This window comes from Pseudoalteromonas sp. c7(2019) (genome assembly GCF_011378625.1).
GTDB classification, from domain to species: Bacteria; Pseudomonadota; Gammaproteobacteria; order Enterobacterales; family Alteromonadaceae; genus Pseudoalteromonas; species Pseudoalteromonas arctica.
The window spans coordinates 14806-32405 of record NZ_WTKS01000012.1 but is presented as its reverse complement, the minus strand read 5'-3'; the positions used below and the strand labels follow the sequence as shown (position 1 = coordinate 32405).

Below are 17600 nucleotides of genomic sequence, written 5' to 3'. Positions count from 1 at the left end.
ATTAGATTTTTGGATAACCAATTCTATCCGACAAGTAACCTACGCTAGTAGCAAAGTAATACGAGCGATTCCAATGCATAAATACTTTGTAGTTGTCGTACGCTAAGTACATACGGCCATTTATATCATCAGGCATAACCAGCGCAGCACGCACGTCCACATTAGGTAAATCAGAGCCATCAGCTTTACGTACACCGAGTGCTTGCCAATCAGCTAATGAACGCTCAGAATCATTCCAATATTCTAGCCACTGCTTGCGCGTTTTTGTACCACGCACTAAAACGTATTTACTATCAAAGTTTTCAGGTAACTGTACTTGGCGACCCCACGTAAGAGAGTCGTTCCAGCCTTCTTGCTTTAAATAGTTAGCAATTGAAGCAAAAGCATCTTCTTTTGTGGTCCAAATATCTTTACGGCCATCATTATTGTAATCAACCGCGTAAGCATTAAATGAAGTTGGCATAAATTGCGTTTGCCCCATTGCGCCTGCCCATGAGCCTTTAAATTTATCAAGCGTGATATGGCCCGATTTTAAAATGTCGAGTGCAGCCCAAAGTTGGCGTTTATAAAGCGCTTCTCGGCGTCCATCAAAAGCAAGTGTAACAAGTGACGAAATAACATTATGGCCACCTTGAATGGCGCCAAAGTTACTTTCAAGTCCCCACAATGCCACTATAAAGCGTGCTTGTACGCCAAACTCTTTCGCTACTTTTTCAAGTACATCTTTGTTTTCTGAATAAAGCTTGCGTGCGCGGTCTATTTTCCACTGTGGTACGCGTTTTGGTAAATACGTTTCAAGGGTTTCTTTTACTTCTGGCTGGTTTTTATCAGCCGAAACCACTTTTTCTTTATATGTTGCTGTTGCAAAAGCATCATCAATAAGTTTTGCTTCATAGCCTTTTGAGATGGCTTCTTGCTTTAAATTTGCTAAATAATCTTGAAATTCGGCCTGTGTTTTTGCCACCACAGATGAGCTTAAACATACACCACATAATATAACGATAAGTTTTTTAATCACTATCAACTCCATTTTCTTTTCGTAACTGACTTAGCAAATTTTGTTCCGGTGGAGGAAGTTGTAAATAATACCCCTGATCACTTAGTGCACCTTTTACTGCTTCTAAATCAGACCCACCTAAATGCTCACGTTTTGCTAAGTTGATGATCATCACATAAAGAGGTTGACCAAACATAGCCATTAAAGGTTCCGGAACTTTGTCAAAATCATCTCTTTTTTCAACAAATAAGAACGTATCCGCTTTTTTCTTACTTTTATATACTGCAGTGAGCATTATGACCCTATAAATTCTTGCTTAACAATGCCGCACACTATAACATGAGAGTAATAATAAGTTAGAAAAATTAGATTAGAAATTTCAATAAAGGCCCTATTCAGCCTACGTTTATCTAAAATTAATTTCTAATCAGACAATTCAATTGAGCGTGTATGTCGGACCAAATTTTTGAGTTAAAAGGGAATCTTTTTACGTTATCAGTTTTGCATCTTTATAGTACTGATATAAACCTTTTAGCAGAACAACTATATATAAAAATAGCCCAGGCCCCTAAGTTTTTTGAGGGTGCTCCTATTGTTGTTAATTTAATTGAAATTAAAAACAGTTCACTTGATTTTGTACACTTAAAGTCATTAATCGAGCGTATGAGCTTTAACGCTGTTGGTGTATGTAATGGCTCAGATGAGCAACATACACAAGCTAAAGCTGCTGGCTTATCTGTTTTGAATTATTCACAAGACGTTAAGAGCGAACCTGTTAAACAAGAGGCTAATACGTCGATTGTAGAAAAAACAGTGCATTTACCAGCGCAAATTATTAGCGGTACAGTTCGTTCTGGACAACAAGTTTATGCAAAAGATAGAGATTTGATAGTACTTGGCGCGGTTAGTCATGGTGCTGAAGTTATTGCCGATGGAAATGTGCATATTTATGGCACGCTACGCGGTCGCGCTATTGCAGGCGCAAAAGGTTTTAAAGAAGCACACATTTTTTGCCAAAAACTTGAGGCCGAGCTGGTTTCAATAGATGGTAACTACTGGATCAGTGATTCACTACAAGGTGAACATTGGGGAAATGCAGTGCAAATACAACAAAAAGACGAATCATTAGAAATTTCAGCTTTGGTTAAAGGATAAATCTCATGGCAAAAGTAATTGTCGTTACCTCAGGTAAAGGCGGTGTTGGTAAAACAACATCAAGTGCTGCAATTGGCACAGGCTTAGCGTTAAAAGGCTATAAAACAGTTATTATCGACTTTGATATTGGTTTACGTAACTTAGATTTAATTATGGGTTGTGAACGCCGTGTTGTTTATGACTTTGTAAACGTAATTAATGGTGAGGCAAACCTTAACCAAGCGCTTATTAAAGATAAACGTGTAGATAAATTATTTTTACTACCCGCTTCACAAACTCGTGATAAAGACGCATTAACTCGTGAAGGTGTTGAACGCGTATTAAACGAATTAAAAGAAGACTTTGATTACATTGTGTGTGATTCACCAGCAGGTATTGAAGCTGGCGCTATGATGGCAATGTACTTTGCTGACGAAGCAATCGTGACAACAAATCCAGAAGTGTCGTCAGTTCGAGATTCGGATCGTATTTTAGGTATTTTACACAGCAAATCAAAACGTGCTGAAGAAGGCCTAGAAAACATTAAAGAACACTTACTATTAACACGCTATAATCCTAGTCGTGTTGAAAAAGGTGAAATGCTATCGGTAGAAGATGTGCAAGATATTCTGTCAATCCCACTATTAGGTGTTATTCCTGAATCGCAAGCGGTATTAAGTGCTTCAAACTCAGGCCAACCTGTTATATTGGATACAGAATCTGATGCAGGCCAAGCTTATTCTGATGCAATTAACCGCTTACTAGGTGAAACCGTCGATTTTCGCTTCTTAGACGTTGAGAAAAAAGGCTTATTTAAACGGATTTTTGGAGGTTAACGTGTCTTTACTTGACTACTTCCGCTCAGAAAAGAAAAACAGTGCGTCACTAGCAAAAGAGCGATTGCAGATCATTGTCGCGCACGAGCGTTCTCAACGAGGAACGCCGGATTACTTACCACAATTAAAACAAGACATTTTAGATGTGATCCGTAAATACGTGAACGTAAGTACCGATGCAGTTCAGGTTCAGTTTGATCAGAACGAAGACGATTTAGCCGTACTTGAGCTAAACGTTACACTACCTGATGAAGAAAAGAAGTAATTGAAGAAAGGGCGCTTTATAAGCGCCCTCTTTATTTTCGCAATAACTTTCTAAATACCTACGTTTTAATCCCCTTCGTGCAACTAAAACTTAACTATGTAACACAAAAACTATAGATAAGTATTACACAGTTAAAGAAAATATTTAGTCTTAAGTATCCCATTCTTTTAAAGCGTCTTTAACGTAGGTATATCGCCAAGAGCTCAGTAAGTCAGGCTTTATATGACTCTGTTTTTGCTCATTAGTTAGCTTCCAATTCCAACTAATCAGTTGATTAACTTGCTTTTTAGAGGCCATAACGTCTTCTGGTATATTGTGCTCTTTAGCTACTTTAGTGATTTTTTGTTTTATATCTTTTGCTACTTTTTTATAAGTAGGAAAATCAATTAAGCGCTTAAGTACATCAGGGTGCTGAGCATCTGGAACTTCTTTGGCAGCTTCAATACACTTTATTATATCGACACCAGAGCGATTAACTTCAATAGCTTCAACACCTGGAATTTGACGTAGAGCGTTTAAACTTGAAGGACCACGTTTGGCAATTTCAGTCATGTTATGTTCTTTTAACACAAAATTAAGTGCCAAATTTTTCTTGATAGCTTTATTTCTTCGCCATACAGCAAGCTCTTTTAACACCGCCAGTTCGTGCGGTTTAAGTTGCCATGCATTTTTAATATCTTTATATAAAAGTTCGTCAGGTGTTTGAAATGCACGTTTTTTGGCAATCAATTCACTTTCGTTTATTACAATGTCAAAGAAGCCAGCGGCATTAATGCGATCAATAATCAGCTCAAAACACGGTAATAAGTAAAAAGTATCAGCAGCCGCGTAGTCTAATTGTTTTTTAGTTAACGGGCGTTGCAGCCAGTTAGTGCGTGACTCGCTTTTATCTATTTCAATACCTTGCAGCTCTTTTACCATAAGAGCAAAACCCATACAGTTACCTTCACCGAGTAGCTGCAACGCAAATTGTGTATCAAATAATGGGGCTGGGACAAAGCCTGCGTACTTTTGAAAAACTTCAATATCTTCTGAAGGAGAATGCAGTACTTTTAAAACTGCAGGATCTTTAAGTATTTCCCAAAAATCAAATAGTGAAAGTTCCGCTAATGGGTCAATAAGCGCTAAATGCTCACCATCAAAAACTTGGATAAGTGCAACTTCTGGATACAAAGTACGACGACGCATAAACTCAGTATCAATAGCTAAAATAGGTTTATTTTTTATTTGTTCAACAAAAGTGTTCAGTTGATTTTGGGTTTCGATCAATTGGTATTGCACTTAATCTCCTACAATAAAAAAGCCGACATATGTCGGCTTTTTTATAGGTTGCTAATCTTTCAAGGCTCTTCGGAGTATCTTACCTACGTTAGTTTTAGGTAACTCATCCCTAAACTCTACCAGCTTGGGGACCTTGTAATTAGTTAAATTATCACGACAGTGACTTATTATATCTTTTTCAGTTAAAGAAGGGTCTTTTTTCACAACAAAAACTTTAACTTGTTCACCACTTACATCGTGAGGAATACCAATAGCAGCTACTTCAAGCACACCTTCGTGCATAGCCACTACTTCTTCAATCTCATTAGGGAAAACATTAAAGCCAGATACGATGATCATGTCTTTTTTACGATCTACAATAAAGAAGAAACCTTCGTCATCATAAGTCGCAATATCACCTGTAGCAAACCAGCCGTCTTTTAAACATTCAGCGGTTGCATCTGGTCGTTTGTAATAACCAACCATGACTTGCGGGCCTTTAACACAAAGCTCGCCAGGTTCACCTTTAGCGGCTTCTTCGCCGTTATCTAAAACCAATTTAATATCAGTGTTAGGCGCTGGTAAACCAATAGAGCCATTATATGCTTTCAAATCAAAAGGACTAATAGTAACTAAAGGAGAACATTCTGTAAGGCCATAACCTTCCATTAATTTTGAGCCAGTCACTTTTTGCCATTTTTCAGCAACAGGACGTTGAACGGCCATACCGCCGCCTAAAGACATTTTTAAATGACTAAAATCAAGTTCAGCAAAACCTGGTGTGTTTAATAAACCGTTAAATAATGTATTAACACCGGTAATAGCTGTGAAATTATGTTGACCCAACTCTTTAACAAACCCAGGCATATCTCGTGGGTTTGTAATTAATATATTTAAACCACCGTACTTCATAAATGTTAGGCAGTTAGCTGTTAAGGCAAATATATGATAAAGCGGTAAAGCAGTCACAACCACTTCTTCACCACGGTTTAACACTTTGTCTAAACAACCTGAAACTTGTTCAAGGTTACCAACCATGTTGCCATGGCTCAGCATTGCCCCTTTAGATACACCTGTTGTGCCGCCGGTGTACTGCAAAAATGCAAGATCAGACAAGCTCATTTCAGGGCGCGTATATTTAGCTTCATCTGCAGCTAAAACGTCTGAAAATTTAATTGTGTTAGGCAAGTTGAACTTTGGCACCATTTTTTTAATGTGCTTCACAACAAAGTTAACGACATGCTTTTTAAGCCCGCCAACCATATCGCCTACTTGCGTAACCACGATATGTTTAACATCAGTATGAGCAAGTGACTTTTCAAGTGTGTCAGCAAAGTTTGCTAGGATGAAAATAGCCGTAGTGTCAGAGTCTTTTAGCTGATGCTCTAATTCACGTACTGTGTAAAGTGGGTTAACATTTACAACCACACAACCTGCACGCAAAACACCTAAAATTGTGACTGGTGTTTGTAGTAAATTAGGCATCATTACGGCAACTTTGTCGCCTTTTTTAAGACCCAAATCATTTTGAATATAGGAAGCAACTTTTTTTGTTGCTGTGTCTATTTCATCGTAAGACATCGTTTTACCCATATTCGTAAATGCAGGTAAATCGGTGTAGTCACTAAAACTTTTTTCGAACACTTCGAGTAACGAGTTGTAATGCTCAGGATCGATTGTTTCAGGCATACCCTCTGGGTAGCGCTTAAGCCAGATTTTTTCCACTCTTAGCCCCTGTTTATAATTATATTTTTATTAACCTTAATCTAAGTAAGGCGCTTTAACAATTGAGCAAATACTCTAATGCAGGAATAATCCCACATTTAACACAAACTTACAATTAACATGCACCATTTTGCAGCATAAAGTCTTGAATATGCTCAAAACAGTGTTCACTGCTTTGCATGTGGCAATGATGCCCACCATCTACATTAATGACCTTCAAGCTATTGTAATAACTAATATACTTTGCCAAATTTTGTTTTACAAACGAATAACCTTCGTTACCTAAAATTAATTGACATGGTGCAATTAAATCTTTTATTGCACCAATACATTGCGCTTCATCAAACCTAAAACCTGAGTGATTTTTGAGCTTTGGATCTGTTGTTAGCGCAAAACCATCTGAAACCTGTTTAATATTTCGTTGCATTAAGAGCTTAATAAGCTCGCTATTCAAATCGGTTGTTTGAGCGCGTGCTTCATAAATAAGTTCTTTCGACTTATAAATTCTCGACTTTTTATTTTTTAAACGCGCTCTATTTAGTACTGCACTTTGTAACTGTTCACACACACCTTCACTAGGGGTTGTAACACAACCAATTCCCTCAATAAAGGTAACAGACTCTACATAATCGCTAAAGCAGCTAGCAAAAAGTCCTGCAACCATAGCGCCCATGGAATGACCTACTAAATGTACTTTTTTAACACCAAGGGCATTTATAAGTTGGTACACATCATCAATATAATCAACAAAATAATAGTGTGCATCATCACTTCGCCAAGATGATAAACCGTGCCCGACAAAGTCAATACAGTACCACGTATGCTTTGGGTTACCGTTGTTTAACATTGGCATAAAGCTATGGCAGTTGTCTAACCACCCATGCAACGCTATTACTATTTCGTTCCCTGAACCTACTTTTAAGCCATGGATATTTAAATTATTGGTTTCAATATTAAATGGCTGCACGGTAAGTCCTTTATTAATTTAGAGCATCATTATTTATAGCATACAAGTTGTCAGACCACTAACTTAGAAAATGGTGCCAAATTCACGATTTAATTATCTTCGTGATGACAAAAGAAGCAAAGCATAATAATTAAACATAACATTATTAATAACTTAAACTAAAAACAACAAACTAACCGTTTTTAATAAGCTCACTCTGTATGTATTTTGAACAATTTAAAAGTGGCGGCATTGTATATACTTAACTTATAACTAGTATAATTTAAATAAATAGAACTAACAGCGTTAACTATAATTCTATGTATATAAAATCAAAGTATAAATTATAAATATCTCAGATATTCATTTATTTATCATCCTATCTGTATACAATATCAGCGGCTATTAAATAAGGTACACTCATAAGGTACAACCATGAAAAAACAGATCAGCTTATTGGCACTTTTATGCACCGCTTCTGGTGCTTACGCAGAATCAGCACCTAAAAATGTAATTTATATGATTGGTGACGGCATGGGTCCGGCTTACACCACGGCTTATCGCTATTTTAAAGATGACCCTGCAACAAAAGAAGTAGAAGGCACGGTTTTTGACACTATTTTAAAAGGCATGGCTCACACCTACCCTGATGACCATACTTATGTAACAGACAGCGCTGCGGGTGCTACAGCGCTTAGTAGCGGCCATAAAAGTTATAATGGTGCAGTTGCTGTAGATACAGATAAAAAGCCAGTTAAAACCATGCTTGAAATGGCAAAAGAGCGCGGTATGACAACAGCGCTTGTTGTAACGTCACAAATAAACCATGCAACACCTGCTAGCTTTACAGCTCACAATGAATCTCGTTACAACTACGATGATATTGCCAACGATTATTTTGATAATAAGATTGCTGGTAAATTACCTGTTGATTTAATGCTAGGTGGCGGTACTAAATATTTTATTCGTGACGACCGTAATTTAGTTGAAGAATTTAAAGCGGCAGGTTACCAATACGGTGACGATATTAATAATCTGGGACAAATTACACAAATACCTGCCATAGGTTTGTATGCAAGCAAAGGCTTGCCATTTGCCCTTGATATGAATCCAACTCGCCTTACTCAGTTAACATCTAAAGCGCTTGGTTTACTAGATAACCAGAACGAAGAAGGCTTTTTTGTGATGATTGAGGGCAGCCAAATTGATTGGTGTGGTCACTCTAACGATATAGCTTGTGCGATGGCTGAAATGGACGACTTTGCTAAATCAATCGAAAAAGCAAAAGCGTACGTTGATAAAAATAAAGACACTATACTTGTAGTTACAGCCGATCACTCAACGGGCGGCTTAACTATTGGTTCGCATGGCCAATTTAAATGGGAAACAGACGTAATTAAAGGTGTTAAGGCAACGGCTAGTAAGTTAACAGACAAACTTATGGAGTCTAAAGACTTAAAACCAGTATGGACTGCTAACACCAATATTGAATTTACAACTGAAAACCAAATCAAACTTGAGCAAGCTAAAAAAATGGGCGAAAAAGCGCTTAATTTAGCTGTTAAAAGTATTATTAGTGATGCAAGCTTTACTGGCTGGACAACTGGCGGACACACCGCTGTAGACGTTCAAGTATTTGCCTATGGCAAAGGCAGTGAGCAATTTATCGGCTCACAAAATAATACTGATATTGCAGATAAGCTAATTGGCTTTATTGAACAGTAATACCAATCCGCAATAATACTTAATCAATTTGAGGGGTTAAATCTGACGTTAACTACGTTAAAAATTTCTGATATAGAACAACTAAATAACGAAATTTTTGCCTTGTTATCGACACGATTTTCTTCCCTCAAAATAGATCACTTAATTAAGCGAATTGGTATAATTTCACCTCGTTTTGAACACAAAAAGCCCGAACACATGTTCGGGCTTTTTATTGAATTTTATCGCTGTATTTATCTAAAACGTTTGAATGAGCTTTAAGCGTATATATCAACGCCTATTAAATTTTGTACTTCGGCTCTGCGTTCTAAATTGGCAAATTCAGTATAAGTAGAAATCGCTTTACTTACTTGAGCTGTCGGTTGGTCGTAAATTGTTTGGCTGTATTCATTGCTTTTAGCACTGCTTTTAAACAGTTGATTAGCCAGTTCGACGCCCTCGACACTGCTTTTTACATAATCGGTATTCGTTTTTTGAGCAGCCGGCTGGTCTAATAAACTCTGTGGTTTATTAGTAACAACTTTAGTAGGGCTAACCCTACCCGGAATATCTCCGGTAAAAAAACCTGAACCAATAGGTAGCGTCATTACGCGTCTCCAACCTTAATATTGCATAAAATTATGATTTAAAAACAACCAATTTGCAAATAATATGATTACTCACGTCCTGGTAGCTTTTTCCACGTTACCGTATCGCGCACATATTTAGGTTGAGCGTCACTCGCTTTTACAACATCACCCGCTAAAAACGCGGCTTCAACATGCGCTAACATATAACGCGCATCAGGCAATGTAATATCAGTATTAATTGTCACGTTTTCAAAGTCATTAAGCGCATCAGGATAGGTTTTAAAGCCCGTGCCTACCGCTACAGATGGCTCACTGGTCGCTATATAATCATTGTTTAGTAAATCAGGTTTTATAACGCATTCTTGGTTAACTAAAAGCATTAGATTATTTTGCGCTTGGTAATGTGCAAAGTATATCTCACCCATGCGTGCATCTATGCTTGGATAAACACTCACACTACCGTTTTGTTCAAATGCTTGTTGCGCCATAATAGCCAAAGTAGACACACCTACAAGCGGCAAATTAGTTGAATACGCTAAACCTTGTGCTATTGCTACACTAATACGCACACCAGTAAAACTGCCCGGGCCTTGCCCAAAACCAATGACATCTAAGTCTTTTAATTTACAGTTTGCTTTAGTTAATAGCTCATCCACAAGTGGAAGTATTTTTTGGCTATGTTGCTGCGGACATTCTTCAAAATGATGAAATGTTTGGCCCTGAAAATGTAAAACAATTGAAAGTGCTTCAGTTGAAGCATCAAGGGCAAGAATATTACTTTTGATCATTTTATTACTCTAATTAATTTGTTTTAAAAATGTATTGGCATCTTCTAAGCTTCGCGTGCGGCGCATCGGCGGTAAGCTTTTTAAAAATACTTGGCCATATTGGCGTGTAACTAAGCGATTATCGCATATTACAAGTACGCCTTTGTCTTTACTATCTCGAATTAAACGCCCTACACCTTGTTTTAGCGCAATAACAGCCTGCGGTAATTGTATGTGTGAAAAAGGGTCTTTTCCCTGCATTTGGCAATCTTGCATTTTAGCTTGAAGCAATGGATCGTCAGGGGCTGCAAATGGCAATTTGTCTATAATAACACAGCTTAGTGTACTGCCGCGTACATCAACACCTTCCCAAAAAGAAGCCGTGCCGAGTAATACCGCATTACCATGGCGAGTAAATTTCTCTAAAATAATACGCTTAGACATTTGCCCTTGCATATAAACTGGGTAGTCTATTTGTGTGGTGAGCCCTTCGGCAACTAAGTGCATCATTCGATAGCTCGTAAATAACACAAAACAACGCCCTTGCGCTGACTTTATAAGCTCAAGTGTTAATTTTACAATCGCATGGGGCATATTATCAGCGTGCGATTCAGGTAAGTAACGCGGTAAACACAGCAGCGCCTGATTAGGGTAATCAAACGGGCTATCTACCATCATGCTTTGCTTTGGTTTTAAACCAAGGCTTGCATTAAAGTGCTCTAGTTTATTGTCGACCGAAAGTGTTGCTGATGTAAATACAAAGCCTGCGCCCGTGTCTTGCATCATTTGAGCAAATTTAGCGGATACATTTAATGGCGTTATATTAATAGTTAAATAACGGCGCGTTGTTTCATACCAGTAACTAAAACCGGTTTGGGCTGTATCAAAAACCCGCTCTAACTGCCCTTTAAACGCAAGTGCACGCTCAAACGGGTGCTCAATTTTGTCGCTTCTATCTAGGCAAAGTTTAAGTACTTGATAAACAAAATCTAAATCACTGATCACACGATGAAGTGCCGCACATATTTGTTTATCGCTTAGCTTTTCTCGCCAATCGCCTCTACTGCCATCAACACCAAACTGTAATCGTAAATCAGCAACGCTTGTTTCAAGCTTATTTAAGCTTTTACCTAGCTGCAGCATATCGGGAATTTCGGCTCTATAAATAGCACGTAAATCATTAATTAAATCCACCAGCTTTTTAGTACTAATACTCTCACCAAAATAATCACTGGCAATTTCGCTTAACTGGTGGGCTTCATCAAATATATACGCGTCAGCTTTTGGCATAAGCTCAGCAAAGCCACTTTCTTTTACAGCCATGTCGGCAAAAAATAAATGGTGATTAATCACAACTACGTCGGCATCGGCCGCAGTTAAACGTGCTTTGCGTATATAACAGCTTTGAAAATCTGGACACTCTTTACCTAAGCAATTATCAGCTGTTGAATTTACATAAGGCAGTACTTTCGCGTCATCTTCTATACCAATACAATCGGCTAAATCGCCTGACTGCGTTTCACTGGCAAACTTAGCTACCATCGCTAGTTGGTGCATTACGTCGGAGTCATCAGTAGGCACATGCGCAACATGCTGATTAAGTCGGTAGGTACATAAGTAATTAGCACGCCCTTTTAATAAGGCGGTTTTTTTAGAAGCACCAAGCGCTTTCACTAATTGAGGTAAATCGCGGTGGTATAACTGTTCTTGTAAGGCTTTAGAACCAGTCGATATTATCGTTCGGCCTTTTGATTTAAGTGCAGGGGCTAAATATGCAAATGTTTTACCAGTACCCGTGCCTGCTTCAACAACTAATTGCGAACTGTTTTTTAATGCATCTGCAACAGCTACTGCCATATCAATTTGTGGTTGGCGAGGCGTATATCCATCTAACGATGACGCCAAAGGCCCGGTTGCACTAAACAGCTGTTTGATAATACCAATCACTTTAAAATAAATAATAGCGGGATTTTACGTAAGCAAAGCATTTAGGGCAAGTAATTACAAAATCGACTTTTATTTTATGATACAACACACGTTTCAATAATGTGATTAACCACTAAAGTTTACAACAAACACTGTATTTATAACGTACATTTAATTTAATAATGACAATATTTACAAAGCCTAATTTCCTATTAACTCTTACTAAAAACAATCCGTATTAAAAGCTATATTTAGGCATAAATACTGTGACTCTCAAATATTACAGGAGTAACATACGCGGGTTTATAATCCTCCTTTTTGTGTGTCGTTTAAAAAATAGTTAAGGTTAATCAATGAATGCTTGGTACCTCATTTGTTTTCTCTCTGCAATTGCAATTTTTATAGCCTTTGCAAACCAGTACATCCTCAAAATGCAAACTACTATTGCCATTACTACCGGATCTGTGGTTATTTCTTTATTACTGATTATTGCAGTAAAATTATTAGGCGATCAAAATGCGTTAGCCATGACCCAAATTGTTTCCAGTATTGACTTTAACGAGTTACTACTTAAAGGCATGTTGGGGTTTTTACTTTATGCGGGTGCGCTCGAAATAAACCTACTTGCCCTGCGTAAGCAGCGGTGGGAAATTACTGCCCTGGTATTGTTTTCAACCATTGCTTCCACATTTATAGTGGGTTATTTAAGCTTTTATTTATTTTCAGTTTTTGGTTTTGATGTCCCCTTTATTTATTGTTTACTGTTTGGCGCGCTTATTAGCCCAACCGACCCTATCGCTGTACTTGCTATTATTAAACAAATGCGAGCGCCAGAAGGCATCTCAGTTCAAGTAGAAGGTGAGTCGCTATTTAACGATGGTATTGGTTTAGTTATATTTACCACTATATTTTCTGTTGCTTTTTATGGCACAGATGCACAATTTGGTGACATAGCAGAGCTATTCTTTGTAGATGCAATAGGGGGCATTGCGTTTGGTTTAGTCATTGCATTAGTTGGCCACTTTTTAATTATTAATAGCCGCGATGTAAATATTCGCTTATTAATTACCTTAACTATCCCAACAGCAGGTTTTGCTGCAGCAAATATTTGGGAAATATCTGGCGCACTTGCCATGGTAACCAGTGGCATATTAATGGGTAATATTACCCGCACTAAAGCAACCGAGCGCACGGGCCCCGAAGACACGCGCTACGTAAAAGATTTTTGGCATGCAACCGACAGCTTTCTAAATGCTCTACTGTTTTTAATAATAGGTATGCTAATAGTCACTATGCCAATCACGCTTGGCGAAATTGGTTTAGGGTTATTAATGGTACCTGTTGTACTGCTAGCACGCTTTATAAGTGTAGGTGCACCATTTGTAATTTTTAAACGCTTTAGAACTTACGATAAACACAGTGTTAAAATTTTGACCTGGGGTGGACTACGTGGTGGCCTTGCTCTGGCAATGGCGGCAGCAATCCCACGCGAGCAAGTTTTTGTAGGCGGTTCAGACCTACATAACCTAATCGTTATTGTTACTTACGTAGTGGTTATATTTTCTATTATTGTACAAGGATTAACTATTTCGCCGCTTATTCAAAGCAGCATTAAGTCAGCTGAGCAAGCCAAGTAATAAATGCTTTGTCTGCAACACATTCAGTAACCAAGTTATTATAAAAATCACTTGGTTACTGTTACTCATGTGTTACAAAAACACTTTAAAGTTCTATAAATTGTTATCCTTTTTATTTATCTGCTTTGTTTAAATTAATCCGCTTGAAATGCAAATGAAAACAATTATAATTTTGACTTTTCCTCTACAGGGCTTTTCGATGTCCATAAATAATTCTCACATGTTTTTAAATTTGGTGTCTCTGAGCAAACGACAATTTCAATGTTTTTTTATGCTTTTTATAATGGTCATGGCAAGCTTTAGTGTTTCAGCCTCGCCTAATGAGCAAACAAAAATAAAACAAATTGCACAGCTTGCAGAGTATGTAGGTGTTGATTACGTGGCAGCTGTTGGGAATGGTGAAATACTTGATCCTGACGAATATCAAGAAATGACTGAATTTTCGCACGTTATTATTGAGCAAGCTGGACAGCTATCAAGCCAAACAAATGAGTTTGATACAGTAAAGGCACAAGCTAAAGACCTGCATACAGCGATTGCCAATAAAGCGAGTGTTGCCGATGTACGTGCAGCAAGCTCAGCGCTTCGTGAGTCGCTACTTACCTTTATGCCGCAACTATCGTTACCTACATCACTACTTCCTGTTGAGCAAACCAAAGCGCTTTTTGCTGCTAACTGTTCAATGTGTCACGGCCCTAGTGGTCAAGGCGACGGCCCGCTTGCAAGAAACTTATCACCAGAGCCTACCAATTTTACCGATGAAGAACGCGCAACTAACCGCTCATTAATGGGGTTATTTGACGCTGTAAGTAACGGTATTAACGACACGCCAATGATTGCTTTTACTCAATTTAATGAACAACAACGTTGGTCTTTAGCTTTTTATGTAGGTAGCTTGGCATTTAAAGATGTTCAAAAACCACAAAATCTAGAGCAAAACATTACCGCTTCGCAGATTGTAAACTTAAACCCTGCACAATTATCGGCAGGTCAAAGTGAAGCACAAGCTCATTACGTTAAATGGCTTCGTGGTAATCCAGAGCAACTATTTACCGGTAAAAAGAATCCGATAACGGTTACTCGCACGCAGTTACTTGCAGCACAAGCCGCGCATGCTAAAGGCAATTACTCACAAGCAAGTGATTTAGCAATTAGCGCTTACCTAGATGGCTTTGAGCTTGTTGAAAACAACTTAAATGCCTACGACGAAACACTGCGTAAAAACATCGAAGTACAACTGATGAACCTGCGCCAAACATTTAAAAACGAGAAAGATGCAGCCATCGTTGGCGAAAAAGTAAGTGCAGCGCTAGCTCAACTCGCTAAAGCAGATAGCATGCTAAACGAAACCAAACTAACTGATGGTGCACTCCTCTCAGCGAGTTTAGTTATACTACTACGCGAAGGCCTAGAAGCACTCCTCGTTATTATTGCCCTTATGACTGTACTTATTAAAACTAAACGCCAAGACGCACTTAAATATGTACATGTTGGTTGGGTAACCGCACTTATTGCTGGTGGTTTAACGTGGGCTGCGGCGCAAACATTAATAGAAATAAGTGGTGCAAGTCGCGAAGTTATGGAAGGTGCTGGTGCATTGTTTGCCGCTGTAATTTTACTTTATGTTGGCGTATGGATGCACAGTAAAACCAGCGCGCAGCAATGGCAAAAATACATCAAAGACAATATAGATAAGCGTCTTGAGTCGGGTACATTATGGGGTTTAGCAGGGCTTTCGTTTATAGCCGTATACCGTGAAGTATTTGAAACTGTATTGTTCTATCAGTCTTTATTAACGCAAAGCTCGCCTGCCCAATATTCATCTATTGCTTCGGGTTTTGCGATAGCTGTAGCAATACTGGCTATTATTACGTGGGTATTAATTAAGTACTCAATTAGATTACCGGTTGCTAAGTTTTTTGCCATTACCACTTACCTATTATTTGCACTCTCGTTTGTGCTTATGGGCAAAGCCGTTATTGCATTACAAGAGGCCGATATAATAGGTATTACTCCGCTACCAATGAGCTTTGATATTGCATGGCTTGGTATAAAGTCAACATGGCAAGGTATTGTGGCTCAAGTATGTGTGTTCGCTATATTTAGCTTTTATATATTTAAAAGCAAAAACCAAGAGTAATGCCTATCTGCTTAAGAGTTTAAGCTAATTGGCATAAGCAAAATACATAGTAAAAAGGCCCGCAAGGGCCTTTTTGAGTTAATTGCTTATGTATTTAGTAAAGTTGGTATTATCAAGCCCATGTATCTAAATGGGTGTTTTCGTCATCATCTACGTTAGACTTTTTTTTACTATTTTGATCATCAAGCATATTGAGCTTTTTCTTTTTTTGTAACTCACGCCTTTTTTTATTCTCTAGTTCAACTTTTTCAGCGGCAGCCCCACTTTGCACACCCGCAATATGAAAAGCACTTTTTGACTCAACTTCTAGCCTAGTTATTCTTCCTAAATAAGGGATCATAATATCCATAAGTACTTCCTTATTTTTTCATTTTATTCATTAACCACTTGGTTTGAGTGATAAACAACCAATTGTTGGCGAAAATTGCGCTTATTATCTTAATATTATCGACAGTTATAACATATGCTTTAATTAAGCTAAAAAAAACTTGCCATAATATAGCTGTTTATGTTTTTATGAATGCGAAATTTATTTAAACAGATAACAACTGAACGTTACTATATCAACGAGCAGTTACATAGGATAAAAAATGCGCTTAAACCTGACAACAGTACATCATCACCACCATTCACCGGAATAACCTGTCAGGTCTTTCGCTGAGAGGTTATTCCTAAAAGGAACCTCTGGCGATTCAAATAACATTGATTCATTTTCGCCCTGAGGTTCCCCTCGGGGTTTTTAGTTTTTAAATTAAAGGAAAATGAATAATGAACAACAGTAATCGTCTACGTATCGCCATCCAAAAAGGCGGCCGCCTATCTAAAGATTGTCAAGATCTGCTTAAACAGTTAGGTGTTAAACTTAACCTTCGTGAACAACGCTTAATTGCACACTCAACTAATATGCCAATTGACGTACTACGTGTGCGCGATGACGATATTCCGGGTTTAGTAATGGACGGTGTATGTGACTTAGGCATAGTTGGCGAAAACGTACTTGTAGAAGTTCAAGCAGAACGTGAACGACAAGGTGTTCCAAGTGAAGTAACCAAACTTTCAAAACTAGACTTTGGTTACTGTCGTCTTGCACTTGCATGGCCACAAGAGCTTGGCGCTCGCGATAAGAGCTGGTTTGAAGGCAAACGTATTGCGACTACCTACCCAGAAATCTTAACTCAGTGGTTAAAGCGCGAAGGTATTAACGCAAGTACAGTAATGCTTACGGGTTCTGTTGAAGTAGCACCGCGTGCGGGTTTATCTGATGCAATTTGTGATTTAGTATCTACTGGCGCAACACTTGAAGCTAACGGCTTGATTCAAGGCGAAACAATTTTAGAATCAAACGCGTGTTTAATTCAAAATAAAGATCTTCAAGATGCTGACAAACTAGCACTAATCAATAAGCTTATGCCGCGCCTACGTGGTGTTAGACAAGCTAAAGAAAGCAAATACATCATGCTACACGCACCAAAAAACAAACTTGATGAAATTTGTGAAATTTTACCAGGTTCTGGTCAACCTACTCTACTTGCCCTTGCTGGTAACGATGAATACGTAGCACTTCACATGGTAAGCAGCGAAACATTATTTTGGGAAACAATGGAGCAGTTAAAAGCCTTAGGCGCTAACTCTATTTTAGTTATGCCAATTGAAAAAATGATGGAGTAAGTGCC

Annotated in this window: 16 protein-coding genes; 7 read left to right on the top strand and 9 right to left on the bottom strand. The window is 38.2% G+C overall.

The window, feature by feature from the left end:
- Position 1: 1 nt before the first annotated feature.
- Both GQR38_RS13935 and GQR38_RS13930 read right to left on the bottom strand, forming a co-directional pair.
- A complete protein-coding gene (locus GQR38_RS13935) occupies positions 2 to 1018 on the bottom strand; it encodes a lytic murein transglycosylase (RefSeq protein WP_165722028.1) in 1017 nt (338 codons plus the stop codon).
- Positions 1011 to 1292: a YcgL domain-containing protein gene (locus tag GQR38_RS13930; RefSeq protein ID WP_007583270.1), complete on the bottom strand. Its 282-nt coding sequence runs from the start codon at positions 1290 to 1292 to the stop codon at positions 1011 to 1013. The genes GQR38_RS13935 and GQR38_RS13930 overlap by 8 nt, the downstream gene beginning before the upstream one ends.
- Positions 1293 to 1447: 155 nt before the next feature.
- On the opposite strand from GQR38_RS13930, the gene minC reads away from it, so the two are divergent.
- From minC to minE, 3 genes are read left to right on the top strand one after another with little or no spacing between them, the layout of a single operon-like run.
- Complete coding sequence (gene minC, locus GQR38_RS13925; RefSeq protein WP_007583271.1) at positions 1448 to 2152, top strand: septum site-determining protein MinC; 705 nt, start codon at positions 1448 to 1450, stop codon at positions 2150 to 2152.
- Between the two features lie 5 nt (positions 2153 to 2157).
- Positions 2158 to 2967 carry a septum site-determining protein MinD gene (gene minD, locus GQR38_RS13920; RefSeq protein ID WP_007583272.1) on the top strand — a complete coding sequence of 270 codons (810 nt, stop codon included), beginning with the start codon at positions 2158 to 2160 and terminating at the stop codon, positions 2965 to 2967.
- Between the two features lies 1 nt (position 2968).
- Complete coding sequence (minE, locus tag GQR38_RS13915) at positions 2969 to 3232, top strand: cell division topological specificity factor MinE (protein ID WP_004334706.1); 264 nt, start codon at positions 2969 to 2971, stop codon at positions 3230 to 3232.
- 150 nt (positions 3233 to 3382) lie between these two features.
- On the opposite strand, the gene rnd is transcribed toward minE, so the two are convergent.
- The 3 genes from rnd to GQR38_RS13900 form a co-directional block, all read right to left on the bottom strand.
- The gene (rnd, locus tag GQR38_RS13910; RefSeq protein WP_007583273.1) at positions 3383 to 4513 is read right to left on the bottom strand and encodes a ribonuclease D; all 1131 of its coding nucleotides are present in this window, start codon (positions 4511 to 4513) and stop codon (positions 3383 to 3385) included.
- 51 nt (positions 4514 to 4564) lie between these two features.
- Complete coding sequence (fadD, locus tag GQR38_RS13905; protein WP_007580629.1) at positions 4565 to 6217, bottom strand: long-chain-fatty-acid--CoA ligase FadD; 1653 nt, start codon at positions 6215 to 6217, stop codon at positions 4565 to 4567.
- Between the two features lie 115 nt (positions 6218 to 6332).
- Complete coding sequence (locus tag GQR38_RS13900) at positions 6333 to 7184, bottom strand: alpha/beta hydrolase (RefSeq protein ID WP_165722029.1); 852 nt, start codon at positions 7182 to 7184, stop codon at positions 6333 to 6335.
- 414 nt (positions 7185 to 7598) lie between these two features.
- On the opposite strand from GQR38_RS13900, the gene GQR38_RS13895 reads away from it, so the two are divergent.
- Positions 7599 to 8888 (top strand): alkaline phosphatase, encoded by a 1290-nt coding sequence (locus GQR38_RS13895; RefSeq protein WP_165722030.1) that lies wholly within the window; start codon positions 7599 to 7601, stop codon positions 8886 to 8888.
- 257 nt (positions 8889 to 9145) lie between these two features.
- Here GQR38_RS13895 and GQR38_RS13890 read toward each other — a convergent pair whose 3' ends face one another.
- The 3 genes from GQR38_RS13890 to GQR38_RS13880 all read right to left on the bottom strand — a co-directional run bounded on the left by GQR38_RS13890 (position 9146) and on the right by GQR38_RS13880 (position 12171).
- Positions 9146 to 9475, bottom strand: a complete 330-nt coding sequence (locus tag GQR38_RS13890; protein ID WP_007580633.1) for a hypothetical protein — start codon at positions 9473 to 9475, stop codon at positions 9146 to 9148.
- 68 nt (positions 9476 to 9543) lie between these two features.
- Positions 9544 to 10245 carry a tRNA (adenosine(37)-N6)-threonylcarbamoyltransferase complex dimerization subunit type 1 TsaB gene (gene tsaB / locus GQR38_RS13885; protein WP_165722031.1) on the bottom strand — a complete coding sequence of 234 codons (702 nt, stop codon included), beginning with the start codon at positions 10243 to 10245 and terminating at the stop codon, positions 9544 to 9546.
- Between the two features lie 9 nt (positions 10246 to 10254).
- Positions 10255 to 12171 carry an ATP-dependent DNA helicase gene (locus tag GQR38_RS13880; RefSeq protein ID WP_101163490.1) on the bottom strand — a complete coding sequence of 639 codons (1917 nt, stop codon included), beginning with the start codon at positions 12169 to 12171 and terminating at the stop codon, positions 10255 to 10257.
- Positions 12172 to 12503: 332 nt separating this feature from the next.
- Between GQR38_RS13880 and GQR38_RS13875 the strand changes: the two genes are divergently transcribed.
- Both GQR38_RS13875 and GQR38_RS13870 read left to right on the top strand, forming a co-directional pair.
- Positions 12504 to 13787 (top strand): sodium:proton antiporter, encoded by a 1284-nt coding sequence (locus tag GQR38_RS13875; protein WP_007580638.1) that lies wholly within the window; start codon positions 12504 to 12506, stop codon positions 13785 to 13787.
- Positions 13788 to 14070: 283 nt separating this feature from the next.
- Entirely contained in the window at positions 14071 to 15927 is a 1857-nt protein-coding gene (locus GQR38_RS13870) for a cytochrome c/FTR1 family iron permease (RefSeq protein ID WP_165722043.1), read from the top strand.
- A gap of 112 nt (positions 15928 to 16039) precedes the next feature.
- Here GQR38_RS13870 and GQR38_RS13865 read toward each other — a convergent pair whose 3' ends face one another.
- Entirely contained in the window at positions 16040 to 16276 is a 237-nt protein-coding gene (locus GQR38_RS13865) for a hypothetical protein (RefSeq protein ID WP_101163489.1), read from the bottom strand.
- Between the two features lie 419 nt (positions 16277 to 16695).
- Here GQR38_RS13865 and hisG point away from each other — a divergent pair, with 419 nt between their 5' ends.
- Entirely contained in the window at positions 16696 to 17595 is a 900-nt protein-coding gene (hisG, locus tag GQR38_RS13860; RefSeq protein ID WP_007580644.1) for an ATP phosphoribosyltransferase, read from the top strand.
- Positions 17596 to 17600 lie beyond the last annotated feature (5 nt).